General features: G+C 62.9%; 26 protein-coding genes. 14 read left to right on the top strand and 12 right to left on the bottom strand.

Annotated features, from left to right (window positions below):
• Nucleotides 1–6: 6 nt before the first annotated feature.
• The 4 genes from lexA to A4A58_RS07510 all read right to left on the bottom strand — a co-directional run bounded on the left by lexA (nucleotide 7) and on the right by A4A58_RS07510 (nucleotide 5,347).
• On the bottom strand, nucleotides 7–729 hold the full coding sequence (lexA, locus tag A4A58_RS07525; protein WP_068730850.1) for a transcriptional repressor LexA: 723 nt from the start codon (nucleotides 727–729) through the stop codon (nucleotides 7–9).
• A gap of 302 nt (nucleotides 730–1,031) precedes the next feature.
• A complete protein-coding gene (locus A4A58_RS07520) occupies nucleotides 1,032–1,601 on the bottom strand; it encodes a GNAT family N-acetyltransferase (RefSeq protein ID WP_276509735.1) in 570 nt (189 codons plus the stop codon).
• 21 nt (nucleotides 1,602–1,622) lie between these two features.
• The gene (locus A4A58_RS07515; RefSeq protein WP_068730849.1) at nucleotides 1,623–3,980 is read right to left on the bottom strand and encodes an Orn/Lys/Arg decarboxylase N-terminal domain-containing protein; all 2,358 of its coding nucleotides are present in this window, start codon (nucleotides 3,978–3,980) and stop codon (nucleotides 1,623–1,625) included.
• A 158-nt stretch (nucleotides 3,981–4,138) separates the two neighbouring features.
• On the bottom strand, nucleotides 4,139–5,347 hold the full coding sequence (locus A4A58_RS07510; RefSeq protein WP_068730848.1) for a molybdopterin molybdotransferase MoeA: 1,209 nt from the start codon (nucleotides 5,345–5,347) through the stop codon (nucleotides 4,139–4,141).
• Between the two features lie 108 nt (nucleotides 5,348–5,455).
• Here A4A58_RS07510 and A4A58_RS07505 point away from each other — a divergent pair, with 108 nt between their 5' ends.
• Genes A4A58_RS07505 through A4A58_RS07495 form a run of 3 tightly spaced genes read left to right on the top strand, consistent with a single transcriptional unit; the run spans nucleotide 5,456 to nucleotide 6,715 of the window.
• On the top strand, nucleotides 5,456–5,746 hold the full coding sequence (locus A4A58_RS07505; RefSeq protein WP_068730847.1) for a hypothetical protein: 291 nt from the start codon (nucleotides 5,456–5,458) through the stop codon (nucleotides 5,744–5,746).
• Nucleotides 5,747–5,803: 57 nt separating this feature from the next.
• Entirely contained in the window at nucleotides 5,804–5,986 is a 183-nt protein-coding gene (locus A4A58_RS07500) for a CbtB domain-containing protein (RefSeq protein WP_068730956.1), read from the top strand.
• 3 nt (nucleotides 5,987–5,989) lie between these two features.
• Nucleotides 5,990–6,715, top strand: coding sequence for a CbtA family protein (locus A4A58_RS07495; protein ID WP_068730846.1), 726 nt, complete (start codon nucleotides 5,990–5,992; stop codon nucleotides 6,713–6,715).
• On the opposite strand, the gene A4A58_RS07490 is transcribed toward A4A58_RS07495, so the two are convergent.
• Complete coding sequence (locus tag A4A58_RS07490; RefSeq protein WP_068730845.1) at nucleotides 6,712–7,338, bottom strand: HAD-IA family hydrolase; 627 nt, start codon at nucleotides 7,336–7,338, stop codon at nucleotides 6,712–6,714. The two genes, A4A58_RS07495 and A4A58_RS07490, sit on opposite strands and share 4 nt — an antisense overlap.
• Nucleotides 7,339–7,584: 246 nt before the next feature.
• Nucleotides 7,585–8,133: a MarR family winged helix-turn-helix transcriptional regulator gene (locus tag A4A58_RS07485; RefSeq protein ID WP_081421770.1), complete on the bottom strand. Its 549-nt coding sequence runs from the start codon at nucleotides 8,131–8,133 to the stop codon at nucleotides 7,585–7,587.
• Between the two features lie 233 nt (nucleotides 8,134–8,366).
• Here A4A58_RS07485 and A4A58_RS07480 point away from each other — a divergent pair, with 233 nt between their 5' ends.
• The 5 genes from A4A58_RS07480 (at nucleotide 8,367) to A4A58_RS07465 (ending at nucleotide 12,086) form a co-directional block, all read left to right on the top strand.
• Entirely contained in the window at nucleotides 8,367–9,515 is a 1,149-nt protein-coding gene (locus tag A4A58_RS07480; protein ID WP_244499697.1) for a cytochrome P450, read from the top strand.
• Nucleotides 9,516–9,522: 7 nt separating this feature from the next.
• Nucleotides 9,523–9,846, top strand: coding sequence for a 2Fe-2S iron-sulfur cluster-binding protein (locus A4A58_RS07475; protein WP_068730843.1), 324 nt, complete (start codon nucleotides 9,523–9,525; stop codon nucleotides 9,844–9,846).
• A 68-nt stretch (nucleotides 9,847–9,914) separates the two neighbouring features.
• A complete protein-coding gene (locus tag A4A58_RS07470; RefSeq protein WP_068730842.1) occupies nucleotides 9,915–11,129 on the top strand; it encodes an ABC transporter substrate-binding protein in 1,215 nt (404 codons plus the stop codon).
• 185 nt (nucleotides 11,130–11,314) lie between these two features.
• Nucleotides 11,315–11,491, top strand: a complete 177-nt coding sequence (locus tag A4A58_RS30760) for a hypothetical protein (protein ID WP_158005663.1) — start codon at nucleotides 11,315–11,317, stop codon at nucleotides 11,489–11,491.
• A gap of 232 nt (nucleotides 11,492–11,723) precedes the next feature.
• A complete protein-coding gene (locus tag A4A58_RS07465) occupies nucleotides 11,724–12,086 on the top strand; it encodes an H-NS family nucleoid-associated regulatory protein (RefSeq protein WP_158005662.1) in 363 nt (120 codons plus the stop codon).
• Nucleotides 12,087–12,091: 5 nt separating this feature from the next.
• On the opposite strand, the gene moaC is transcribed toward A4A58_RS07465, so the two are convergent.
• From moaC to A4A58_RS07445, 4 genes are all read right to left on the bottom strand, one after another.
• On the bottom strand, nucleotides 12,092–12,613 hold the full coding sequence (moaC, locus tag A4A58_RS07460) for a cyclic pyranopterin monophosphate synthase MoaC (protein WP_068730840.1): 522 nt from the start codon (nucleotides 12,611–12,613) through the stop codon (nucleotides 12,092–12,094).
• A gap of 2 nt (nucleotides 12,614–12,615) precedes the next feature.
• On the bottom strand, nucleotides 12,616–13,422 hold the full coding sequence (gene trpC / locus A4A58_RS07455; RefSeq protein ID WP_068730839.1) for an indole-3-glycerol phosphate synthase TrpC: 807 nt from the start codon (nucleotides 13,420–13,422) through the stop codon (nucleotides 12,616–12,618).
• 7 nt (nucleotides 13,423–13,429) lie between these two features.
• A complete protein-coding gene (gene trpD / locus A4A58_RS07450; protein ID WP_068730838.1) occupies nucleotides 13,430–14,449 on the bottom strand; it encodes an anthranilate phosphoribosyltransferase in 1,020 nt (339 codons plus the stop codon).
• Nucleotides 14,450–14,567: 118 nt separating this feature from the next.
• Nucleotides 14,568–16,493, bottom strand: a complete 1,926-nt coding sequence (locus A4A58_RS07445) for a peptidylprolyl isomerase (RefSeq protein ID WP_068730837.1) — start codon at nucleotides 16,491–16,493, stop codon at nucleotides 14,568–14,570.
• Nucleotides 16,494–16,727: 234 nt separating this feature from the next.
• Here A4A58_RS07445 and A4A58_RS07440 point away from each other — a divergent pair, with 234 nt between their 5' ends.
• The 6 genes from A4A58_RS07440 to A4A58_RS07415 all read left to right on the top strand — a co-directional run bounded on the left by A4A58_RS07440 (nucleotide 16,728) and on the right by A4A58_RS07415 (nucleotide 21,971).
• Nucleotides 16,728–17,057 carry a hypothetical protein gene (locus A4A58_RS07440; protein WP_068730836.1) on the top strand — a complete coding sequence of 110 codons (330 nt, stop codon included), beginning with the start codon at nucleotides 16,728–16,730 and terminating at the stop codon, nucleotides 17,055–17,057.
• A 16-nt stretch (nucleotides 17,058–17,073) separates the two neighbouring features.
• Nucleotides 17,074–17,661: a general stress protein gene (locus A4A58_RS07435; protein WP_068730835.1), complete on the top strand. Its 588-nt coding sequence runs from the start codon at nucleotides 17,074–17,076 to the stop codon at nucleotides 17,659–17,661.
• Between the two features lie 74 nt (nucleotides 17,662–17,735).
• Complete coding sequence (gene tpiA / locus A4A58_RS07430; RefSeq protein WP_068730954.1) at nucleotides 17,736–18,509, top strand: triose-phosphate isomerase; 774 nt, start codon at nucleotides 17,736–17,738, stop codon at nucleotides 18,507–18,509.
• A gap of 151 nt (nucleotides 18,510–18,660) precedes the next feature.
• Nucleotides 18,661–19,041 (top strand): preprotein translocase subunit SecG, encoded by a 381-nt coding sequence (gene secG / locus A4A58_RS07425; RefSeq protein ID WP_068730834.1) that lies wholly within the window; start codon nucleotides 18,661–18,663, stop codon nucleotides 19,039–19,041.
• Between the two features lie 166 nt (nucleotides 19,042–19,207).
• The gene (locus tag A4A58_RS07420) at nucleotides 19,208–20,839 is read left to right on the top strand and encodes a CTP synthase (RefSeq protein ID WP_068730833.1); all 1,632 of its coding nucleotides are present in this window, start codon (nucleotides 19,208–19,210) and stop codon (nucleotides 20,837–20,839) included.
• Nucleotides 20,840–20,921: 82 nt separating this feature from the next.
• The gene (locus tag A4A58_RS07415) at nucleotides 20,922–21,971 is read left to right on the top strand and encodes a histone deacetylase family protein (protein ID WP_068730832.1); all 1,050 of its coding nucleotides are present in this window, start codon (nucleotides 20,922–20,924) and stop codon (nucleotides 21,969–21,971) included.
• A gap of 108 nt (nucleotides 21,972–22,079) precedes the next feature.
• Here the strand turns inward: A4A58_RS07415 and A4A58_RS07410 are convergent, their stop codons facing one another.
• The gene (locus tag A4A58_RS07410) at nucleotides 22,080–24,782 is read right to left on the bottom strand and encodes a CHAT domain-containing protein (RefSeq protein ID WP_139069797.1); all 2,703 of its coding nucleotides are present in this window, start codon (nucleotides 24,780–24,782) and stop codon (nucleotides 22,080–22,082) included.
• Nucleotides 24,783–24,794: 12 nt separating this feature from the next.
• Nucleotides 24,795–25,109: a PAAR domain-containing protein gene (locus tag A4A58_RS07405; RefSeq protein WP_068730830.1), complete on the bottom strand. Its 315-nt coding sequence runs from the start codon at nucleotides 25,107–25,109 to the stop codon at nucleotides 24,795–24,797.
• Between the last annotated feature and the right edge of the window lie 21 nt (nucleotides 25,110–25,130).

The raw sequence follows: 25,130 nt of genomic DNA, 5'->3' as shown, positions 1-25,130 counted from the left end.
ATAGCCTCAGTAACGCCGATACAGACCAATCAGCTTGCCCTGAATGCGCACCCGGTTAGGCGGCAGGATGCGGACTTCGTAAGCATCGTTCGCTGGCTCCAGCGCGATCGACGCGCCGCGGCGGCGGAAGCGCTTCAGCGTGGCTTCCTCGTCGTCGATCAGGGCCACCACGATGTCGCCGGTGTCGGCGCTTTCGTTGCGCTGGATCAGCACGGTATCGCCGTCGAGAATTCCGGCGTCCTGCATGGAATCGCCGCGCACTTCGAGCGCGTAATGTTCGCCGGAGCCGAGCATGTCCGCGGGCATGCTGATCGTGTGGCTGCGGGTCTGCAGCGCCTCGATCGGCGTACCCGCCGCGATCCGGCCCATGACCGGGATAGCAACCGTGCGGCCATTGTCATCATCGCCGCTGTTGCTGGCGATGCTGGCGGCCGAACGCACCTTGCCAAGCGTGCCTTCGATGACGCTGGGCGTGAAGCCGCGGCGGCCGGTACCGCCGGTGACCGGCGCGCCGAGCTCTGGCAGCTTGATGACTTCGATGGCACGGGCGCGATTGGGCAGACGGCGTATGAAGCCGCGTTCTTCCAGCGCTGTGATCAGACGATGGATGCCGGACTTGGATCGCAGGTCGAGCGCATCCTTCATCTCGTCGAAGGAGGGCGGGACGCCAGCTTCCTTCAGCCGTTGATCGATGAATCGCAGAAGTTCGTATTGTTTGCGCGTGAGCATCTGAAGCCATCCTCAGTTGACGGTGTCGGCCGCCGCGTGCGTTTCAAAGGGCCTTCGAACAGTGAGCCTCAATCCAGAGACGATCGTTCGAAGATCGGTTGCGCGAGTTCGGGCACTCTCAAACTACTCAAAGCCACAGAATCTCGAAACAAATCATGAACGAACACTATATGTTCCATATGTGTTCTGCAATGCTTAATTTGCCGTCAACAGAACGCACGTTGAGCGCGGTTTGAGGAGGCTGTTCCTCACCAGTCGTCGATCCTCGACGGACATGGAAAATGCTTCCGCGGTCGCTTGGGCTACGCGGACGTCATGCGCCCAATGGGCGGCGGGGGAGTCGTGGAGCCGGTGGCCAGTGAGCGCTGAACCATGATCGTGTCGGCCCAGCGGCCGGAGCGATAAGCGACGCCGGGCAGCAAGCCGACGCGGGCAAAGCCGAAGCTTTCATGAAGGCCGAGGGAGGCCGTGTTATCGGCATCGATATAGCCGATGATCTGCCGAAAGCCGGCCGCCGCGCAGACGTCGATCAGTTCGCGCATCAGCAGCCGGCCGATGCCCCGGCCGACATGTCCGTGGTGGATATAGATCGAATGCTTGACCGTGTAGCGATAGGCCGGTCGCTTCCGAAATAGCACCACATAGGCATAGCCGACGACCTCGCCGCCTTGCGTGGCGACGAGATGCGGGAACCGTTTGCTGCGCAGGTTCTTGCGCCGGTCGCGCAGATCATCGGGCTGCGGCGTGTCGGCGTCGCTGACGCCTTCCTCGACGCCTTGCCGGATGTGCCGGCGATAGATCGCCAGCATGGCGTCGACGTCGGTGTCGCGCGAGGGTCGTATGACGACCGGCTGTTCGAGTTCCGTTGGCAAATCTGGCTCCTTACGTGCTCCCTATTCGGAGACCACGTAAGTGTAAAGCCGGATCCGGCCATTGGCGTCGACCTTGCGGTAGATGCCCTGGATTTCAACGTCGAAGCCCGGGAACGTGTTGAAGCAGGTCTCGAACATCCTGAGATAATCGATCATCGGCTTTGACCGTTCGGTGAGCCGTTCTCCGGGGACGATCGTGGCGATGCCCGGCGGATAGACCACGAACGGCGTCGTCGCGACGCGCCCGAAGATCTCGTCGATGGGAAGGTAGTCGACGTCGTTACGCACCAGACAGCGGGCCGCATCGTGCGGCGACATGGCGATCTCCGGCAGATGGTCGGCGGAGAATTGCCTGGTCTGAAGTTCGCTCACATTGGCCTCGCGGAAGAACCGGTGCATGTCGCCGCACAGATCCCGCAGGCGTATGCCCGCATAACGCGCGGGCCTGCGCCTGGCGAATTCCGGGATGACGTCTTCAAGCAGTGCGTTGTCGTCGTGTAGTTTCTTGAACGCCACGAGACCGCTGATCAGCGTGCCGGCCTTGCTAGCCTCCACGCCGGGCGTCAGCAGGAAGAGCAACGAGTTAAGGTCGTTTTTCTCCGGCACGATGCGGTTCTCGCGCAGGAACTGCGCCACCACCGGAGCAGGGATGCCGTGTTCCGCATAGCCGCCGGTGGTGCGGTCGAAGCCGGGTGTCAGCACTGTCAGCTTGTTGGGATCGGTCATGGTGAAACCGGCTTCCATGCCGGGGAAGCCATGCCAGGCGGCGTCAGGCGCGAGCTGCCAATAAGCCGGATTGGTGGCCAGCTGGTCAGTGCCGATGCTTTCCCAGGGCACATTGTGAACAGCGCCTTCGCTGGCTGCGTCGGGAATCGCGACGCGCTCGGGCACGAAGGGTTCGAAGAACCAGCGACGCTCGGCGCGGGTTTCCTTCTCCTCGAATTCGCGGCGCACCGCGCGCATCTTCTTGCGCAGCTCGATGCCGAGCCGGATCGTGTCGTCCCACAACACTTCGCCAGAACGGCCCTTCATCATCTGCGCGCCGACATCCAATGACGCGAACAGCGGGTAGAACGGCGAGGTCGAGGCGTGCTGCATGAAGCTTTCATTGAAGCGCCGATGCTCGACGCGGCGCTTCTGCCCGCGGATGTGCCGATCCTTCATGTGGATCTGCGACGCCTGAGAGAAGCTCGCGAGCTGCTTGTGGGTTGACTGCGTCGCGATGATACCCGGCGAATCCGGGCCAAGCTCCTTGAGCCCCATGGCGAAGCGGCCGGCATAGAGCGGATGGAATTTCATGAAGCCGGCCCAGGCTTCGTCGAACAGGATATAATCGCAGAGATGGCCGATGCGCGCGATGATCATCTCGGCGCTGTAGATGGTGCCGTCATAGGTGCACTGTTCGACCACGGCGACGCGGAACGGGCGCGGGCGTTTCCAGGCCTCGGGATCCGTGACGAGCGGGTTGATACGGATGCGCTCGCGTAGCGCGTCCTCGTCGAGCGCATCCCAGTTCATCGGGCCGATCAGGCCCCAGGGATTGCGCGTCGTTGGCACATAGATCGGCACACCGCCTGAAATCATCAATGCGCCGTGCAGGGCCGCCTTGTGGTTGTTGCGATCGAACAGCACCAGATCGCCATCGGTGACCAGAGCCGATAGCGCGACCTTGTTGGAGGTCGAGGTGCCGTTGAGCACGAAATAGGTTTTCTCCGCCCCGAAGATCTGCGCGGCTTCCTTCTGCGCCTGCAGCGCAGGCCCCTCATGGGTCAGCAGATCGCCGAGATCGAGCACCGAATTGTCGAGGTCGTCGCGAAACACGGCTTCGCCGAGATGTTCCATGAACACGCGGCCGATCGGGCTGCGGCTGTAGAACACGCCGCCATTGTGGCCCGGGCAGGTCCAGAGCTGGTTGCCTTCCTCGGCATAGTCGACCAGCGCGCCGAAGAACGGCGTCTTCAGTGTCTCGGCATATTGCTTCAACCGGCTAATGAGATTCTTGGCGATGAACGGCGGGGTTTCCTCAGACAGGAAGACATAGCCGTCGATGAAATCGAGCACCTCGACCGGGACGTCTTCAAACCGCTTGCGACGGATCAGCAGGATGATGGGGAAGTCGAGGCCCCGTTTGCGCATCAGGTTGATCAGCGCCGCGGTCTTGCCCTCGAGGCCCTTCTTGCCCCAGTCGACCACCATGCAGCCGATCGCCGCGTCGGTCTGGACCGCGATCGTGGCGTCTTCGAGCTTGCGCGCCTTGACGACCTCGAAGCCGGAACGCTCGATCTCATCGACGATCTGATTGAGGCGAATGCCCTCGAGATCGTCGGCGTCGAATGTTGGCATCGCAAACAGGAAATTGAAGCGTTTGAAATAGTCCATTTGTGCACCGATCTTGTTTCGCAGCGATGTCTCGCTGCGTTACGTGACAATTCAGTGACTGAAGCCGCGTTAAGGTATCTCAGTCAGAAAAAAGCTCAGAGAACATGCCGCGCGGCGGAAGTTCCGGTGGCCCGGCATTCCATCGCGCATCTCGGCCTTTAAACAGGCAGTCGCATGATCGCGCAGGAATCGCCAGCGGCGGCGGCGGGAGCGAATGGCTTGCGGATCAGAAGTCCTTCGGCAACAGCCAGATTTCCTAGCAGCGACGAGTCCTGTTTCATCACCGGCGTCGCCACCACGGTGCCGTCGGCGCGGGTTTCCAGGCGCGTGCGCAGGTAATCCTCGCGCTGGTCGTTGGCTGCGAGGTCGCGGCCGAGCACCGCGGGTTCGAGCGCGTGAGCGACCTCGATTCGGCCGGACAGCGCGCGCAGCAGCGGCACCATGAACAGGAAGCCGCAGACATACGACGAGACGGGATTGCCGGGCAGGCCGATGACGCGCATGTCCTGGCGGCGTCCGTGCATCATCGGTTTGCCCGGCCGCATGGCGATGCGCCAGAACGCCATCTCGACGCCGGCATTGATCAGGGATTGCTGCACGAGGTCGTGGTCGCCAACCGACGCGCCGCCGGTGGTGATCAGCACGTCGGCCTTCAGATCGATCGCGCGCTGAATGGCTGATGTGGTCGCCTCCAGCGTGTCGACGGCGATACCGAGATCGATCACCTCGGCGCCTTCGGCTCGGGCCAGTGCACGCAGTGCGAAGCCATTGGAGAGCACGATCTGGCCGGGGCCGGGGACCGCACCGGGCATTACCAGTTCGTCGCCGGTGGCAAGCACCGCAACGATCGGCCGTCGCCGCACGGGCAGTGACGGATGGTTCATGCCGGCAGCAAGCGCCAGATCGCGATCGGTGAGGCGGGTGCCGGCGCGCAGCAGGACATCACCTTCGTTGAAATCGACGCCGGCAGGGCGGATATGCTTGCCGGAAATTGCAGCTTCGTTGATCCCGACGACGTCGCCATCGCGCGTTGTGTCTTCCTGGATTACGACGGCGTCGGCGCCAGCGGGCAGCACGCCGCCGGTGAAGATTCGCAGAGCTTCACCGGTCTGCAGCGGGCGGTCGAACGGCTTGCCTGCGGCGATCTCGCCGATGACGCGGAGCTTGGCACCCAAAGTCGCATCGGCGGCGCGCACAGCATAGCCGTCCATCGCTGACATGGGCTCCGGTGGCTGGGTGCGCAGCGAAGCGATGTCGCGGGCGAGCACGCGGTGGAACGCGTCTTCCAGCGGCACCATCTCCTCAGGCAGCGCATCGGCGCCCGCGAGAATAGCGGCCATGGCATCGGTAACCGGCATCAGGGCCATCGCGGGGATCTCCGGCAGTGTGGGCGCCCGTCATAGCGGAGAGCGGGAGCGGACGCAAAACCACCGGCGCTTTGGCAGGGCAGGGAAACACGGTAGACATCGGCGATCATGACCGACAACCACGCCGCAACCGCCGATGAAGCGCCTGTCTGGCGGGCAGATGTCGATGCGCTGGCATTCCGGCCGTCCGGCCATCGCGGGCTGTGCATGGTGCACCGTCACGCGTTCCGTACGCTGCTCCGGCGCTACCCGTCGCCGGAGGAATGCGCAGCCTATTTTCAAGACCACAGAGCGGTGTTCCAGGCGGCGGCCAGCGCCAAGCTCGTGCGTGCGTCGGTGGCGGCGGATGCGAATTTTCATCTGACCAGCCGCGATCTCGCCCGCGCGATGCAAAATTAACGGTCGCGCCGCCGGTGCAACTCGGCTAAATTGACCGTCTATTTCGCGAGGATTCCGATGCAACAGACCCAGACCGCCCAGATCTCCGCCATCACCACCGACGTCAATGTCGTCGTGCAGGCCGTTCTGGCCATGGCGCTCGGTCTGTTCATCGTCGGTGTGGTCGGCTTCTCGCATATCAGCGCCGTCCACAATGCGGCCCATGACACGCGCCACGCCAACGCGTTTCCCTGCCACTAAGACATGTCAGTTTTCAGGTCGATCGTCTTCTCGGCAGCGCTGGCTGGCGTGATCACTGGCGCTGCCATCACCGGCGCCCAGATGGTCGGGACCATTCCCCTGATCCAGAAAAGCGAAGTTTATGAGCGCAAGGCGGAAGCTCCGGCTGCTGTTGCGCCGACGGCTGCCGCGCAGCCCGCCCATACGCACGACCATGGCGCCGCCGCCCATAGCCATGAGGCCGAATGGGAGCCCGCCGAGGGCTTGCAACGCAATGCCTTCACCACGGGCGCCAACATCCTGACCGCCATCGGTTTCGCGCTGCTGCTGGCCGGTGTCTTCGCGCTGCGTGGCCGGACCGTGAGTTGGCGGGAAGGGCTGTTCTGGGGCCTAGGCGGTTTCGTTATCTTCACGGCGGCGCCCGGCCTCGGCCTGCCGCCGGAATTGCCCGGCATGCCTGTCGCCGATCTCGCACTGCGTCAGACATGGTGGATCGGCACCGCCTGCGCCACTGCGGCGGGGCTCGGCCTGCTGGTGTTCCGCAAGGCGTCATGGGCCGCCATTCTCGGCCTCGGCCTGATCGTGCTGCCTCATCTGATCGGGGCACCGCAGGCACCTGCGGGCCATACCGATGTCCCGGAAGCCCTGTCGCACAGTTTCGTCGTTGCAGCGACGCTGACCAGCCTGCTGTTCTGGGCACTGCTCGGCGTGCTCACCAGCGTCGCCTTCCAGCGCATCTCGCGGGCTTAAAGCCCGAGTGCCTTGAGCGCCTCGGCGACGGATGTCGGCGAGGTGACGTGGACGGCCTGCAATCCGCAAGCACGGGCAGCGTCGATATTATCGGCAAGATCGTCGAAGAACACGATGCGGTCGGCGGGGACGCCGATTTCCGAGATGACGTGCTCATAGGATTTTGCATCGGGCTTGCGAAGTCCGATCGAGGACGACAGAAACACCGTACGGAAGTGACTGAGCAGATCGGCATGGTGTTCCGAGAAATGCGTGACATGCGCGACATTGGTGTTTGAGAACGCGTAAAGCGGCCAGCGCTTCGAGGCATGCGCGAGGAGTTCGGCGATGCCCGGCATCTCTCCGACGAAGATCGCATTCCAGCCTTCGAGAAATTGTGCCGGCGTCAGATCGATACCGAGTGTGTCGTGCAGATGCGCAAAGAATGCGTCGTCGGAAATCTCGCCGCGCTCGTGTCGCATATAGACGTCACCGCGTGCAAACCGGCTCACGATGTCGTTCGGTGCACAATGCGCATAGTCCGACCAGATCTTCAGCACGCGCGTGAAATCGATATCCAGCACGACGCGGCCGAGATCGAACAGCAGGGCGTCGGCGGAATTTGGCGTAAGCGGCATCGTCATCTGTATCCCTTGGCTCAACGATTGAACATGTTGCGGCGCAGGTTAGCGGATGATGGCAGAAAATCCTTGCGCCCTCGTGACAAACCGTCCCGATATTTTTTTGTTGCCTAGGCAACTAATTCGTGAGAGCCTTTCCAAAGAGGCGTTACCGAGAGCAGTCAACTGCCGCGCCCCGCAGGGAGAGGAACGATGGTGGACCGCTTGTGCGGGACAGCGCTTGATGCTGCGTGCGCGGTCCGTGCCGGCTTAGCCGGTCACAGCGCCGAGATTGCTGTGAATGCGTCGCAGCAAGTCGATCAGTACTTCGCGTTCGCTTTCATCCAGACAGGACAGCAGCTTTCGTTCGCGTTCCAGCGCGGTCACGATGACGGCGTCATGGGTCGTGCGACCCTTCGTGGTCAGCGTAATCGAGTGGGTGCGCGCGTCGTCCGGGTCGGCATTGATGGCGACCAGGCCGCGCTCTTCCAGCAAGGCAAGCGTGCGGCTGACCGGTCCCTTGTCGAAGCCGATGACGTGGCAGATGCGCGAGGCGGGAATGCCGGGCTCGATCGCCAGCAGCGACATGATGCGCCATTCGGTGACGTTCACGCCAAAGCGCTTCTGATAGAGCACGGTCGCGTTGCGCGACAGCTTGTTCGCAATGAAGGTGATAAAGGCCGGCACATAGCGCTCGAGATCGAGCAACTGCCCGCCTTTGGAAGCAGGGGCTCTCGCGGCGACAGTCCGGACATTGACCTTTGTCGCTTTCGCCTTGGCGGGCTTTCGAACCGTCTTGCCCGATCCATTCTTGCTCATGCACCACGATCCTGCCTGCCAGCGTGACGTCGTCGAAATCGGCGAGATCACGTGGTCCTGAGGAATAGAGACACGCAGCCACAATTGCCAACAAGAAAATATGGGAGGTTCACATGGTTGCCACGGTCACGACGGCATCGCCCCACACCCCGCCGGTGCTGTCCTTTGGCGGAGGCGTGCCGGACGACGCATCGTCTCAACCCATTGTCCATCTCGACGTCGATCCCTTCGCCATGGACTTCTTCGCCGATCCGCACCCCACCCACGAGGTGCTGCGTCAGGCGGGGCCGGTGGTGTATCTCGACAAATGGAACGTCTACGCGGTCGCGCGCTATGCCGAAGTTCATGCGGTCCTGAACGATCCCGCGACGTTCTGCTCGAGCCGGGGCGTGGGTCTCAGCGACTTTGCCAGGGAGAAGCCGTGGCGCCCGCAGAGCCTCATCCTCGAAGCCGATCCGCCGGCGCATACGCGCACGCGCGCGGTACTCAACAAGGTCCTGTCACCCGCGGTGATGAAGCAACTGCGCGATGGCTTCGCTGCGGCAGCCGATGCCAAGGTCGACGAACTGCTGGAGCGGCGCAGTTTCGACGCGGTCGCGGATCTTGCCGAAGCCTATCCACTATCGGTGTTCCCCGATGCGATGGGACTGCAGAAGGAGGGCCGCGAAAACCTGCTGCCTTATGCCGGTCTTGTCTTCAATGCCTTCGGTCCGCCGAACCAGCTGCGCCAGGACGCCATCGAACGCTCAGCGCCTCATCAGGCCTATGTCGCCGCGCAATGCCAACGCGATAATCTTGCACCCGGCGGTTTCGGCGCCTGCATCCATGCGCGGGTCGACACCGGCGACATCACCGCCGACGAGGCGCCGTTGCTGGTGCGCTCATTGCTGTCGGCAGGACTGGACACGACGGTAAACGGTATCGGCGCTGCCGTTTATTGCCTGGCGCGCTACCCGCAAGAATTCGCGCGGCTGCGCAGCGACCTGTCGCTGGCGCGCAATGCTTTCGAGGAGGCCGTGCGTTACGAAAGTCCGGTGCAGACCTTTTTCCGCACCACGACCCGCGACGTCGAGATCTGCGGCTGCCGTGTCGGAGAAGGCGAGAAGGTGCTGATGTTCCTGGCCGCCGCCAACCGCGATCCGCGCCGCTGGGCCGATCCCGAACGCTACGACATCACCCGCAAGACGTCCGGCCATGTCGGCTTCGGCTCCGGCATCCACATGTGCGTCGGCCAGCTCGTGGCACGTCTGGAGGGTGAGGTGATGCTATCAGCGCTGGCGCGCAAGGTCGCGTCGATCGAGATCACCGGCGACGCCAAGCGCCGTTTCAACAACACGCTGCGCGGGCTGGAGAGCCTGCCGGTCACCTTCACGCCTGCCTGAGGATTCCATGCCGAGCATTACGTTCATTCATCACGACACCCGTGCCGAGACGGTCAGCGCCAATGACGGCGATAGCGCGATGTATACGGCGCTGCTGCATGGTGTCGACGGCATTACGGGCGAATGCGGCGGAGGCGCGGTCTGCGCCACCTGCCACGTCTATGTCGACGACAACTGGCTGGGCAAAGTTGGCACAGTCGGTGCCGACGAGGATGAGTTGCTGGAGGGTGTCGCCAGCGAGCGGCTGCCGAACAGCCGGCTGTCGTGCCAGATCAAGATCACCGAGGCGCTCGATGGCCTCGTGCTCCGACTGCCGGAGCGACAGGTGTAATTCGCAAGCAAGACCGCGACCGGCAACGTCCGGACCCGCGTAATCAAGGTTAGAGGGGAGAGACGACTATGAAGGGCTTGAAGACAGTTTTGGCCGCTGCGGCATCCTGCGTGATGGCGACGGCGGTCCAGGCGCAGGTGTCCGACGATGTGGTGCGGGTCGGTGTGCTCAACGATATTTCCGGCGTGTTCCAGGACACCAACGGCATGGGCTCGGTGGAAGCCGCGCGGATGGCCGCCGAGGATTTCAACGGCGGCGGCAAGAACATCAAGGTCGAGATCGTCTATGCCGACCATCAGAACAAGGCGGATGTCGGCTCCGCCATCGCGCGCAAATGGCTCGATGTCGAAAAGGTCGATGCCATTGTCGACGTGCCGAATTCGTCGGTCGGTCTCGCCATCAACAATATCGCCCGCAACACCAAGATGACCTTCCTGGCCTCATCCACCGCGACGTCGGACCTCACGGGCAAGGACTGCTCGCCGAACACCATCCAGTGGGTCAACGACGCCTGGGCCACCGGTAACACCACCGCAGCAGCGATGATGCAGCGGGGCGGTGACGACTGGTACTTTCTCACGGTGAACTACGCGCTGGGGCAGGGCATCGAGGCCGAAGCCACCAATTACATCACGAAGAACGGCGGCAAGGTGCTGGGGTCATCGAAGCACCCGCTCGGCACCTCCGATTTTGCCTCGCTATTGCTGCAGGCGCAGAGCTCCAAGGCCAAGGTGATCGGCCTGGCTAATGCCGGCGCGGATGCCATCAATGCGGTGAAGCAGGCTGGCGAGTTCGGCATGCAGGACGGCCCGCAGAAGCTGGTCGCGTTCCTGATCTTCATCAATGACGTTCACGGCATGGGCCTGAAGACCGCGCAGGGCCTGTTGCTGACGGAATCCTTCTACTGGGACATGGATGATGACACCCGCGCCTTTGGCAAACGCTTTGCGGCGCGGCCGGGCATGAATGGCAAGATGCCGAGCGCCAATCAGGCGGGCGTCTATGCCTCCACGCTGGCCTATCTCAATGCCGTGGCCGCCAAGGGCAGCGACGATGCCAGTGTCGTCGTGCCGCAGATGAAGACCTTCAAGGGCAAGGACAAGCTGTTCGGTGAGGTCACAATCCGCGCCGATGGCCGCGTCATTCACCCGATCTATCTGTTCGAGATCAAGAAGCCCGCGGAATCGAAGGGGCCGTATGACTATTACAAGCTGCTCTCGACCATCCCCGCCGAAAAGGCGTTCCGGCCGATGGCCGAGGGTGGTTGTCCGATGATCAAGTAGCCTATCGCGCATCGATACCGGCAACATCAGTCGTTCCCGGTATCGATGTGGGGAAAAGTTGTGGGAATAGGCGGATCGGCCAGTAATTTTCTGCTCCGCACACAATGCATGCGGGCTATTTCAAACCTAAAAGGCTGTTTCACGTACCTAATGACATCGAAACCCTTTGATTTAAAGGATTTGGAATGTCGATTGTGGTTGGATTGATGATGGTGCTGCTGTTGCCCGCTGCGTGGTTGCTGGTCAAACGATATGAGCGTCATCTCGACGCGCAGATCGGGCCGTGGATCGTCAACGAGATGAAGCCGCAGCGCAGCCGGCAACGTCTCGTGCGCGAGCACCGTGATGACAGCGATCGCTGAAATCCGCCCCTATTCAGGTTACCGCAAAACTTACAATGCGCGCGCGTAACCAAGTAGTGCGCATTCACACTTGGCCTTGTCCTGCTTGGTAGTGCTGATCCCGCCACGATCGCCAGCCTGGGTCTCATCCTCCGGTTGGTCGCTTGATGTGGCCCGGGGCCGCCGCCAAACACCCCCCATGTCGCGCGCGGTCCCGGTTATTGTTTGTAAACAGGAACATGAGGGATCGATGATGGCGCAGGATCACGATTTCGCAGTGATGTCGGTGGACGCGCTCTGGGACCTTCATGAGAAGTTGCGCGTCGTGCTCGCCGCGAAGATGGCTGAGCAGCGACAGGAACTCGACGAGCGTCTGCGCGATCTCGAGCAGTTCTCAACCTCATCGAAGCGTGCTGTCGCAGCATTGCAGCCGAAGGCCGGTCCGGTCTATCGCAATCCGGAGCAGCCGTCGCAGATCTGGTCGGGCAGGGGTCTGCGTCCGCGCTGGCTGGTGTTTCAGCTCACCGCGGGGCGCTCGCTGGATGAGTTTCGGGTCGAGCCTGACAGCATCTTCAGCATGCCATCGGATGTATCGCAGGCGCACAAGAGCGCCTGATGCCATCAGTCGGCGGCGTTGTCGGTCACGAGATAATGGCCGGACTTGCCACCCTTCTTCTCGATCAGATGAATGCCTTCGATGCGCACGCCGCGTTCGACGGCCTTGATCATGTCGTAGATCGTCAGGCACGCAACTGATACCGCCGTGAGCGCTTCCATTTCGACACCCGTCGGGCCTGTAACCTTCACCAACGCGCGCACGCGGCAACCCGGCAGTTTCTTGTCGGGCGTGATGTCCAGGGTGACTTTCGACAGCGCCAGCGGATGGCACAGCGGGATCAGATCCGATGTGCGCTTTGCCGCCATGATGCCGGCGATACGCGCCGTGCCGAGCACGTCGCCCTTCTTGGCGTTGCCGGAGACGATCATGTCGAGCGTCGCCTTGCTCATGATCACCAGACCTTCGGCCACCGCGATGCGTTCGGTCGCCGGTTTCTCCGATACATCGACCATGCGGGCCTCGCCCGAGGAATCGATGTGGGTGAGGGCCGGGGCCTGCTTCGATTTTTTCGTCTTGCCGGCCATGATCAATGCGTTCCGTTCGCGCGCTTGAGCAGCGTCTGCGTCGCCGCCGCGACGTCCGCCTGCCGCATCAGGCTTTCGCCGACCAGGAAGGTGGAAATGCCGACGCGCGCGAGACGGGCAAGATCGTTCGGCGTGAAGATGCCGCTCTCGCCGACCTTCAAACGATCCCGGGGGATCATCGGTGCCAGCGTTTCGCTGGCGGTCAGCGTGGTCTCGAAGGTGCGCAGATTGCGGTTGTTGATGCCGATCATCGGCGAGCGCAGGTTCAGTGCGCGTTCCAGCTCCGGCTGGTCGTGGATTTCGATCAGCACGTCCATGCCGTGGTCGATGGCGGCGTCTTCGATGTCACGCGCCTGCGCATCGTCGAGTGCAGCCATGATGATCAGGATGCAATCGGCGCCATGGGCACGGGCCTCGACCACCTGATAGGTGTCGAACATGAAGTCCTTGCGCAGCACCGGCAGTTTGGTCGCGGCGCGCGCCGCGACCATGAAGTCGAGATGCCCTTCAAAGGACGGCGTATCGGTCAGGACCGAGAGACACGCGGCGCCGCCGGCCTCATAGGCTTTGGCCAGCGTCGGCGGGTCGAAGTCCTCGCGAATGAGCCCCTTGGACGGCGACGCCTTCTTGATTTCGGCAATCAGCGCAAACTCGTTCTTGTCGAGCTTCTTGTGGATCGCGGTCATGAAGCCGCGCGGCGCCGGCGCAGTCTTGGCCAGCGCTTCGACGGATGCGAGCGGATGGGCGCGCTTGGCGGCCGCGATTTCCTCGCGCTTATAGGCTTCGATCTTGGTCAGGATGTCGGACATGGTCGTCTCACAGGTTGGCGTTGGAGACGGCGACCAGTCGCTTCAGCTTCTCGAGCGCCGCGCCGCTGTCGAGTGACTTCTGACCGAGTGCCACGCCTTCCTTCACGTCCTTGACCTTGCCGGCCACGATCAGGGCCGCGGCTGCATTGAGCAGCGCGACGTCGCGGAAGGCGCTCGGCTTGCCATCGAGCACGGCCTGCAGTGAGGTGGCGTTTTCCTGCGCGTCGCCGCCCTTCAGGGAATCCGGACCGGTGCGCGACAGACCAGCGTCCTCGGGCGAAATCTCGAAGCTGCGGATATTGCCGTTTTCCAGCGCCGCCACGAAGGTCGGGCCGGTGAGGGTGATTTCGTCAAGACCGTCGGAGCCGTGCACGACCCAGGCGGACTCCGAGCCGAGGTTCTTCAGCACCTGTGCCAGCGGCAGCACCCATTGCCGCGAGAACACGCCGACCATCTGCCGGGTGACGCCGGCGGGATTGGACAGCGGCCCAAGCAGATTGAAAATCGTGCGCGTGGCAAGTTCGACACGGGTCGGGCCGACATTCTTCATCGCGGGATGATGCGCCGGCGCGAACATGAAGCCGATGCCGGTTTCCTTGAGGCAGCGGCTGACGTCGTCGGGCGTGAGGTCGATCTTGACGCCAAGGGCGGCCAGCACGTCGGCCGCGCCGGAGCGCGACGACAGCGCACGATTGCCGTGCTTGGCCACCGGCACGCCGCAGCCGGCGACGATGAAGGAGGCGCAGGTCGAGACGTTCACGGAGCCGGAACCGTCGCCGCCGGTACCGACCACATCGACAGCACCGGCCGGTGCGTCGACCCGCAGCATCTTGGCGCGCATCACCTCGACCGCGCCGGTGATCTCGTCCACGGTCTCGCCGCGCACGCGCAGCGCCATCAGCAGGCCGCCCATCTGCGACGGCGTTGCTTCGCCCGACATCATGCTGTCGAAGGCCGCCGAGGCTTCCTCACGCGAGAGGGAGGCGCCTGTCGCGACCTTGGCAATGATTGCCCTGAGATTGTCCATCGGATGCTTTCAGAGTGATGCACATGTCATTGCAGGCGACATCTGCGGCGAAGCCATCCAGCCTTTGCGTGTTGCGTCTGGATGGTTTCGCTGCGCCCGCAATGACGACGTGGGTTTCCTAATTGGTGTTGCTGTTCGCGGCGCCGGTGGCGATCGCAACGGCTTCTGCGTTGATCTTGGTGCCGATCTGCGCCTCGAGCCTGGTGACATACTGCGCGACCTGCTCATCGGTCAGCCCGCGCTGCAATGTCTCCTTCAGCTTCTTGGCGTCTTCGGAGGCCATATCAACCGCAGGCGCGGTGACATCGGTGATCCGGTAGACGATCCATTCCGACGGTGTGGCGCCCGATGTCGTATTTTGGGCCTGTCCGGCCGAATCCTTGACGCCGCGGAACACAGACTGGATGACGCCGGCCGAGAGAGAGGGATCGCTCGCGTCGCGCTTGAATGGCGCGGAGGTCACGACCTTGAGTCCGGCTGCGGCGGCTTCGTCGGCGAGCTTGGCACCGCTTTCGAGCTTCTTCGCCATGTCGACAGCCTTGTCGCGCAGACGCGTGGTGATCTGCTCTTCGCGCCAACGTGCCTCGACCTGCGGCTTCACTTCGTCGAGCGTACGGTCGCGCGCTGGCGTGACGCCGAGCACGTCGTACCAGATGTAACCGCCGCCGGCCTGCAATGCGTCGTTGTCGACACCGACATCGCTGTTGAAGGCCTGGCTCACGACGTCCACACCCGTGGGCAGGCCGGCAACGGGCTGGCCGTCCGGCGTACGACCGGAGCGATCGACGGCCTCGATGGTCACGGCGGTGAGGCCGAGCTTCTTGGCGGTATCGACGACATTGGCACCGCCACCGCGTTCGTCCTCGATCTTGTTATGCATGTCGGACACGACGGCACGGGCGCGCTCGATGGCAATATCGCGCTTCAGGTTGGCGGCAACGCTGTCATAGCTCGGCGTCGTGCCGGCCTGAACCTTGCCGAGCTTGATCAGCGTCACACCGAACCGTCCGGTGATCGGCTGGCTGATGCCATCCGGTGCCAGCGAGAAGGCAGCATTGGCGACGGAGGGATCGATAATGCCTGCTTTGGCAACCATGCCGAGATCGATGTCGGAGGCGGACAGGCCGCGTTCCTTGGCGAGGTCCTCGAACTTGAATGTATCGTTCAGCCTGGCGCGACCCGCTTCGGCGTCCGCCGCATTCGGGAAGACGATCTGCGAGATCTGGCGCTGCTCCGGCGTGGAGAGCTTGTCCTTGCGCTCTTCGAACACTTTCCTGGCGTCGTCGTCGGACACCGTCGACCACTTCGCCATTTCGTCGGGCGTCAAGGCGAGGAAGGCAATCTTGCGATATTCGGGGGCGCGGAACTGGGTCTTGCGCTCGTCGAAATAGGCAGCGAGTGCTTCAGGCGAGGGCGCGTCAATGGTCCCGGCCTGCGCAGCATCGAGCTTCACGTAATCGACGGTGCGGGTCTCGTTCTGGTAGCGGCTCAGCGCCTCGATCATCGTCTTCGGCGGTTCGACGCCTGACGTGACGGTGCCGGCGATCTGGCGGCGCAGCGATACCTTGCGCTGCTCGGCAATGTAGCGCTGCTCGGTGAAGCCCAGCGAGCGGATCAGCTGCTGGAAGCGCGGCGCATCGAAGCCGCCGGTCGGGCTCTGGAAGTTCGGATCCGCAATGATCTGCCGCATAACTTCGGCATCTGCCACGCCCAGGCCCTTGCGGCGCGCGTCCTCGTCGAGGGCGGCTTCGGCGACGACCTGCTGCAAGACCTGGCGGTCGAGGCCGAAGGCACGGGCTTGATCGGAGGTCAGCGGGCGGCCGAATTGGCGGCCGATCTGCTGCAGCTTGTCGTTATAGAGCTGGCGGAACTGCTCGGTCGTGATCTCGGTCGAGCCGATGGTGGCGAGCTTGGACTGCCCATAGCCCTTGAACGCATCGGCGATGCCCCAGATGCCGAAGCTGACAATCAGCACGCCCATCACGACGGCCATAATCGTCTTGCCAATCCAGTTGGATGAGGCTTTGCGCATTCCTCGAAGCATAGGGTCTTCTTATCTGTCAGGAGGGGAATCGGCTCGCACCAGCAGCCCATGGGCCGGAGGGCGTCGCCAAATAGGAGGCGCATCATAAAGTGGCAAAAGCCGGGTCGCAACCGGCTGGGGGCGGGGCGGATTGAAGCGGTTTCCGGCGCTACCGCGAGGCATTAGCGGCACATGGAACTTTCCGGCCCGCTGCCGCTTTGTTGAGCGGGGCGTTCGGGCCTGCCGGGAGAGATTATGCGGATCGGTTGGCGATCGGGAGTTGCCGCCTGCGGCATCTGGATGGCGCTGACGCCGGCAGGCGCGCAGTCAAATCCGGCGATGCAGAAGCCCACGGTGACGGAGTCGACGAATTCGCAGCCGAAAACAGAAACGCCGCCACTTCCCGGCGCCAATAGTTTCACCGAAGGTCAGGCTCGCAAGTCGTTGGAGTCACAAGGTTATGCCGACGTGTCGCCACTGGTGAACGACAGCCAAGGCATCTGGCGCGGCACCGCTATGAGCGGATCGAAGAAGGTCCATGTCAGCGTCGACTACAAGGGCAACGTCTCGGCGAATCCGCAATGACGGTGGGGATAGCGCGATGAGCAAGGTGACGATCTCCCGGCTGTTCGACGACTACGCCGACGCACAGAAGGCTGTGGTCAGCCTGCACGAGGCCGGCGTGGCCGAAGACGACATCAGCATCATCGCCAACAATGCCGACAAATGGTACGCGCCCGACTATGCCGCGGGCGCCGGCAAGGGCGCCGCGATCGGTGCCGGTTTTGGCGGTGTCGGCGGACTATTGGCTGGCCTCGGACTGCTGGCGATTCCCGGTCTCGGACCGGTCGTGGCTGCCGGATGGCTGGCAGCGGCCGCAGCGGGCGCCGTGGCCGCGGGTGCTGCCGGCGGCGTGATCGGGATGCTGGCCGAAGCCGGCGTCGCCGTGAACGATGCCGAGGTCTATGCCGAGGGTATCCGCCGCGGCGGTAGCCTCGTCAGCGCCAGGGTCGAGGTAGCCGACAAGAACCGGCTTGAGGCGTTGCTGCATCCATCCTCGGTCGATATCGCCAAGCGCCGCAGCGATCTGGCCGCAGCGGGCTGGAGCAAGTTCGATCCCTCGGCCCCGGACCTCACGGCTGACCAGATCAAGCAAGAGCGCGGGTTGAGGGTCTCCAAATCTGCCTGAACTCCAAGTCGGCTTGAGCTGGCGGATCGCCTCTGTTAGCTCAGATAACCTCTTTCAAATGACAGGATATGCTCATGACTGATGCCGTTCGGCCGCTGATCGCCGGCAACTGGAAAATGAACGGCCTCAAGGCGTCGATGACCGAGTTCGAAGCGATGCTGCGCGGCGCGCCGGATGTGCTGGACAAGGCCGACCTGCTGGTCTGTCCCCCGGTCACGCTGCTGGCGAGTTTCGCGTCGAAGGCATCGAGCTTCGGGCAGGAGGGCCGCCACGTCGTCTCAGTCGGGGCGCAGGATTGTCACAAGAACGTCTCAGGCGCGCATACCGGCGATATCGCGCCCGAAATGCTGGCTGATGCTGGCGCGACCGCTGTTATCGTTGGACATTCCGAACGCCGCGCCGATCACGGCGAGACCGATGCCGTGGTTCGCGAAAAGGCGCTGGCTGCCTGGCGCGCCGGGCTCACGGCGATCGTCTGCATCGGCGAGACCCAAGGCGAACGTGATGCCGGCAAGACGCTCGACGTCTGCGGCACCCAGCTCCAGGGCTCGCTGCCGGACGATGCCACCTCGGGCAACCTGATCGTGGCCTATGAACCGGTCTGGGCGATCGGCACAGGATTGACGCCGACAGTCCAGGATGTCGAGCAAGTTCATAAGTTTATCTGCGATCGTTTGACTGAACGCTTTAAGAACGAGGGGCCCTCGATCCGCATCCTCTATGGCGGTTCGGTCAAGCCATCCAACGCCAGGGAGTTGATGGCGGTTCCTAACGTGAACGGTGCGCTGGTGGGCGGCGCCAGCCTGAAGGCGGCCGATTTCCTTGCGATCGCGGCGGGCTGTCCCTAACTCCCACGGAATGCTGCAATTTGCGGTCGAGACCAGTCGGCGCGGGGGTGACAATCCCCCGGTCGATCGTGTAGACACCGCTGGATTCAAACCCCGCAAGACATGACTGCAGCCGGCGATCGGCGCTGCGTGCTTGCGATGGAAGGACACGATGCAAAGCGTCATTATCGTTATCCACCTCATGATCGTCGCGGCCCTGATCGGGACGGTGCTGCTGCAGAAATCCGAAGGCGGCGGCCTGGGCGTCGGTGGCGGCGGCGGTGGCGGCTTCATGTCCAGCCGCGGCACGGCGAACCTTCTGACCCGCACCACTGGCGTCCTTGCGGTGGGCTTCTTCCTGACCAGCCTGTTCCTGTCCTGGCTGGCGACCTATGAGCGCAAGCCGACTTCGATCCTGCCGGGCAACACTGCGCCGGTCTCGCAGCCGGGCTCGCCGCTGGCTCCGCCAACCTCGGGCGGCCTCCTGGATACGCTGAAGAAATCCGACGAACAGCAGGCTCCTGCAGCCCCGGCACCGCCACGCTCGCAATAAAGCAGAGGCGCCATGCAGGATGGGGACTACCGTCCTGCATCAGCAGATCCCATCAAGGGGCTGCAATCATTTCGTTTTTCAAGTCACCCACAGCCTCACCGATTCTCGGCTGACGGCTGCGATTCGTTTTGGCGAATCGGTTTCGGAGCCTTAAAGGTTAAGTCCCATGGCGCGGTACATTTTCATCACCGGCGGCGTGGTTTCCTCGCTCGGTAAAGGTCTGGCTTCAGCGGCGTTAGGCGCGCTGTTGCAGGCGCGTGGCTACAAGGTCCGGCTTCGCAAGCTCGACCCCTATCTCAACCTCGATCCCGGGACGATGTCGCCGTATCAGCACGGCGAAGTGTTCGTGACCGACGATGGCGCCGAGACTGATCTCGATCTCGGCCATTACGAGCGCTTCACCGGGCGGCCTGCCACCAAGCAGGACAACATCACCACCGGGCGAATCTATCAGGACATTCTCACCAAGGAACGCCGCGGCGATTATCTCGGCGCGACCATCCAGGTGATCCCGCATGTCACCAACGCCATCAAGGATTTCGTCCTGTCGGACAATGACGGCTACGATTTCGTGCTGGTCGAGATCGGTGGCACCGTCGGTGACATCGAGGGCCTGCCGTTTTTCGAAGCGATCCGTCAGCTCCGCAACGACCTGCCGCGCGGCGACACCGTGTTCGTGCATCTGACGCTGCTGCCTTACATCCCGAGCGCCGGCGAGTTGAAGACCAAGCCGACCCAGCACTCCGTCAAGGAGTTGCGCTCGATCGGTATCCAGCCCGACATCCTGCTGTGCCGCTGCGACCGCGACATTCCGAAGGAAGAGCGCCGTAAATTGGGGCTGTTCTGTAACGTCCGTGAAAGCGCCGTGATCGAGGCGCGCGACGTCGACAACATCTATGCGGTGCCGGAAGCCTATCACGTCGCCGGGCTCGACGACGAAGTGCTGGCCGCATTCGGCATGACGCCGAAGGCGCTGCCCGAGCTGAAGACCTGGAACACCATCAACGAGCGTATCCGCCATCCGGAAGGCGCCGTGACCATCGCTATCGTCGGCAAATATACCGGCATGAAGGACGCCTATAAGTCCCTGACCGAAGCGCTATCCCATGGCGGCATCGCCAACAAGGTGAAGGTCAATCTCGACTGGATCGAGAGCGAGGTCTTCGAGAACGAAGATCCGGCGCCGTTCCTCGAACACGTCAATGGCATCCTCGTGCCCGGCGGCTTCGGCCAGCGCGGCGCCGAAGGCAAGATCCGCGCAGCGCAGTTCGCGCGTGAGCGTAACGTGCCTTACTTCGGAATTTGCTTCGGCATGCAGATGGCTGTCATCGAAGCCGCGCGAAACCTTGGCGGCATCAAGGACGCCAACTCCACGGAGTTCGGCGAGACCAAGGAGCCGGTCGTCGGCCTGATGACCGAATGGCTGCGCGGCAACGAACTCGAGAAGCGCCACAATGCCGGCGATCTCGGCGGCACCATGCGTCTCGGCGCCTATCCGGCGACGCTGACCAAGGGCAGCAAGGTCTCGGACGTCTATGGCGGCGCCACCGAAATCTCCGAGCGCCATCGCCATCGCTACGAGGTCAACACGGCCTACAAAGACCGTCTCGAAAAGCATGGGTTGAAGTTCTCCGGCCTGTCGCCGGATGGCGTGCTGCCTGAGATCGTCGAATACGAGAACCATCCGTGGTTCATCGGCGTGCAGTATCATCCCGAACTGAAGTCGCGCCCGTTCGAACCGCACCCGCTGTTCGCATCCTTCATCAAGGCGGCGGCGGCGCAGAGCCGGTTGGTCTAATCCGCCGGCCAAGGTTGCGTGGCGCGGTTGGCAAGCCAATCATGCGAGCTACCCCAGAGGCCTGGTTACGGAAGGATGATCCATGCGTGCTTTCTATCACCCGGAGCAGGCGCTCCATTCGCCGCAGCAATTCATGCGTTACGGCCGCTTCGTGCCCGTGAAGGACACGCCGCTTCGCACAGAGCGACTGATCGGCGCGTTGGCACGTCACGGGATCACCCCTGAAGAACCTGCTGCTTACGGCACAGGGCCTGCGCTCACGGTTCATACAGCGGCTTTCGTTCGCTTTCTGGAAACCGCCTGGGAGAACTGGGCGCAATTGCCTGACCACGGACCGGAAGTGTGGCCGCAATATTTCCCTTACTGGAGCGGTCGCCCGGAAGATGCCACGCGACCGGATTGCCCGGCCAAAGGCTTCATCGGTCAGGTCGGCTGGTATCTTGGCGATCTTTCGGTCCCGATGGGGCCTGATAGCTGGCTTTCAATTCTGCGCGCTTCGGAAACGGCGACGGCGGGTGCCGACGCTATCCTCGCTGGCGACCGTGCAGCCTATGCGCTGTGCAGGCCGTCCGGCCATCATGCCCGCGCCGATCGTGGCACCGGCTTCTGCTATCTGAACAACAGCGCGATTGCGGCGCAGCGTTTGCGCGGCCGTTTTAGCAAGGTTGCGATCATCGATGTGGATGTTCACCATGGCGATGGCACGCAACAGATCTTCTATACGCGTCCGGATGTGCTGACGATCTCGGTGCACGGTGACCCGACCGATTTCGGGCCGTACTACACCGGTTATGCGAACGAGACCGGGTATGGTGCTGGAGAGGGCTTCAATCTCAACCTGCCGCTTACTCCAGGCGCTGGCGGCGATGAGATGATTGCCGCACTCGACACGGCGATCGAACGCGTTCGCGCATTTGGCGCCGATGCGCTTGTCGTGGCGCTCGGCTTCGATGCCCATCGCGATGATCCGATCGGCATCCTAAAGCTTGACGCAAAGGACTTCGGGAGCGTCGGCAGCAAGATGCAATCGCTGGGTCTGGCGACGCTCATCGTTCAGGAGGGCGGATACGGCATCGATGCGATCCAGGACTGCCTCGATTCCTTCCTGACCGGCTTCAGGTCGAAACGCTGATCGTAGCAGCTTCAATGCGGGAGCCTTGCTGTTTCCCGCAGGCGGAAAGCAGTCTCGCACCGGTTCCCGCATGGCGCTATGCCCATGCGGTCCACAGGATCGTGTCGCTTAGCTCTCGAAAAACACGAACGCCGCCCAGACCGACGGGTCTTTGGCGGCTGTGATCTTGCCCTGGATCGCTTCGATGCGGACCTTCCGGAGCGCGCTGGCGTAATCGAGTTTCTCGTCGGCCAGCACCTGATAGAACCGCGCCATGAAGTTGGCGGTGCCTTCGTCCGCGACCTCCCACAATGTCAGCAGCGAACGCCGGGCGCCGGCGATGGCAAGAGCGGTGGGCAAGCCGCGTACGCTGCCAATCCGGCTGGGATCGCCGAGCGCCGTTTGGCAGGCGGACAGCACGACAAGGTTGGCCGACGACAAATCCCAGTTCATCAGCTCGTGCGCATAAAGTACGCCGTCATTGTCGTCGCGCTGCGGCGGGCGGCTGAGATTGGGGCGCGAGGCAACGAGGCCGCTGCGCCAGAGCGCGTCGGTGCGGTTGGAGGCGGTCTTGTAGAAGCCGTGGGTGGCCAAATGGAGCAGGGACGCGCCTTTGGCGTCGGCGCGGATCGTCGCTTCGCCGCTGTCGCTGCCCGAGAGGATGGTAACGACAAGGTTGCGCTTCTTCAGATCGGCGCTGACCGTATCGACTTCGGTCTTCGTCGAGGGTAGCTCATTGGCGGCGCCGGCATAGTCGAGCCCGCCGACCAACAGCGCCTTGTCGCCCGATGCAAGCCTGTTGTCGTTGTTCGCAAAGAACAGCGCGTCGGCGCGCGTCATGATCCGGGTGTCGTAGATCTCGTCGAGATAGCGTCCCGTAGCGTCCTGCAACATCGCGAAGGGCAGGCTGTAGAGTTCGGCATCGGGGACAAGAAACAGTCGTTTCACGTCGGCGAGCTGCGGCTTCAGCGGTCCGAGTAGCGTGTCATGGAGGCGGCGGAAGAGCTTTGCGTGATCCGGCGCCGTCGCATCGACTGCGAGGAAGCTGTCGAGCGGGCCGAGATCGACCAGTGCTGGCGCGGTATCGTGGCGGCGGATCACGGCCTGCAGCCGCATCTCCGGTTTTTGCGCGATCGGATTAACGCGGTTGCGGCGGCCGCTGACGAAGAAGTCGACCAGCGCGTCGCTGGGTTCGAGCTTGCTGTCTATTGAAGGGAGCTTGAGATCAGCCGGCGCCTTGTCACCCATCTTCGCCGCAAGCGCCTGCCGCGCGTCCTGCAACTGCTTGAGGACGTCGCGTGCGTCGTCGTCGATCTTGCCCGACGACAGCAATTCCTGCTGCTGGCCGGATAGCCGCAATACGTTCTGCGCCAGTGCCTTGGTGGCGTCATCAGGCAGCCGGTCGGCCGTCTGGCGCAACAGTGTGCGTTCGCCGTCTTCCATCGTCTTCCAGCGCGACACCGCATCCGCATAGGCAATGGCCGCGGCTGGTTCGACCAGCGCGTAGCGGCCGAATTCATACAGGATGTCGTCGGCCAGTTTGCGCATGGTCTCTGCGACATAGCGATTGCCGGCGGTGCCGACCTCACGCAGCATCCAGCGGAACGCCTGCTGCTCGACATCCTTGAAAGTGGCCAGCGTGTCCTTATCGCCGCGCTTCATCTGGGTCATGGCGACACCGAGCAGGGCGTCGAACGTGATCGGGTGCTGACGCGCAATGGTCGTCTGCGAGCGATGATAAGCATCGATCCGCAGCACCAGCGCGCGGTCGGTCTCGCCACGTGTCTCATACTGATCGGCGGTGAGTTGTGCTGCCTTGATGCGCAGGAGATCCGGTGCGCCGTTCCAGTCTTTGATTTTGGCCATCGCCTCCAGATCGGTGCGGCTCATTTGCTGATCGGGATGGAAATAGGCTTTTGTATAGGCGATCCAGACATTGGCCTGCTGGACATGTTCAGAGGAGGGATCGGCGAGTTCGGTGGCGCAGCGCTTCTGTAGTTCGAGTGCGCGCAGCGTCTCGCCCTCGTTGCCCATGGCCAGATGGTTGAGGGCTAGATTGCTCGCGCTCACCAGCGCCTGGATGCTGCCATAGCCATAATGCGCGATGCGCTTGCGCAGCAACGGCTCGTCGATCCCCGCGGCGACATCGGGATGCCCGACCATGCGCAACGCTTCGGCATAGTTGTTCTCGGTGCGCCAGAAGAGCGGTTCACGGTCGCCGAGCGCCTTTCGCGCGTTGAGATAGATTTCCTCCGACAAATTGAGACCGGAAGCGACGGCGCCATTATTGGTCAAGAGCGTTGCGAGGATATCGCCGCCAGCGATGTCCTGCGCCGAATTCGGCCCATAGGCCGCACGCATACGTTTGCGCGCTTCGGTCGCGACGGGGATGCCGAGATCGTATTGATTGCTGCGTTCGAGGAAGCGCGCATATTCGAACCAGAATGTAACCGCATCGCGGCCGCCGTCGCGCGCGGCACGGGTCTTGGCTGCTTCGGCAAAAAACTCCGACGCGGTCGCATTGTCGCGTCGCCGCTCGAACGAACTGGCGGCATTGAGATAGGCCGTGATCGTGAGGCTGTGATAGTTGCTCTGCGTGACCTCGCGCAGTGCATTTTTCAGCCGGTCGCGGCCACTGCCGTCGTTGCCTGCGCGGAGCGCGTTGAACGCATCCTGGATCTTCGCTGTGAGTTCACGCTCGCTGGATGCGCGGCTGTTTTGCGCTTGGGCGTCGGGGATAAAAGCCGGAAATAGGATGAGGCCACCGGTGATGGCGATAGCAAGCCGGCCGGCAACGCCGGCGGTCCATTGCGCCCGGGATGACAAGGACACGTCCGGCCGGTCTTACTTGCAGCCCGACGTGCTGTCGCCGGCACGGGCCATCGGCTTGCCGTTGATGAACACGCCAGTGCTGCCGGAGATTGTCTTGCCGCCACATTCAGTGCTGCCGCCGACGACGGCTGCAGGCTTGCCGTTGATGTAGACGCCTTTCGCGCCTTCGATGATCTTGCCATCGGTGGTGGTGTCGCCGACGCGCGCCGCCGGTTTGCCATCGACCATCACGCCGGTGGCGCCCGACGTGATCTTGCCGGGCTGTTGAGCGGTGGCAGACACGGTCAGTGTCATCAGGGCGACTAACGACAGAAGGGGCTTTTGCATCGTGGATCCAAGTCGGTTGCG

The sequence above is a fragment of the Tardiphaga robiniae genome (assembly GCF_001618955.1).
GTDB classification, from domain to species: domain Bacteria; phylum Pseudomonadota; class Alphaproteobacteria; order Rhizobiales; family Xanthobacteraceae; genus Tardiphaga; species Tardiphaga robiniae_A.
This window is presented reverse-complemented; position numbering and strand designations above follow the sequence as displayed.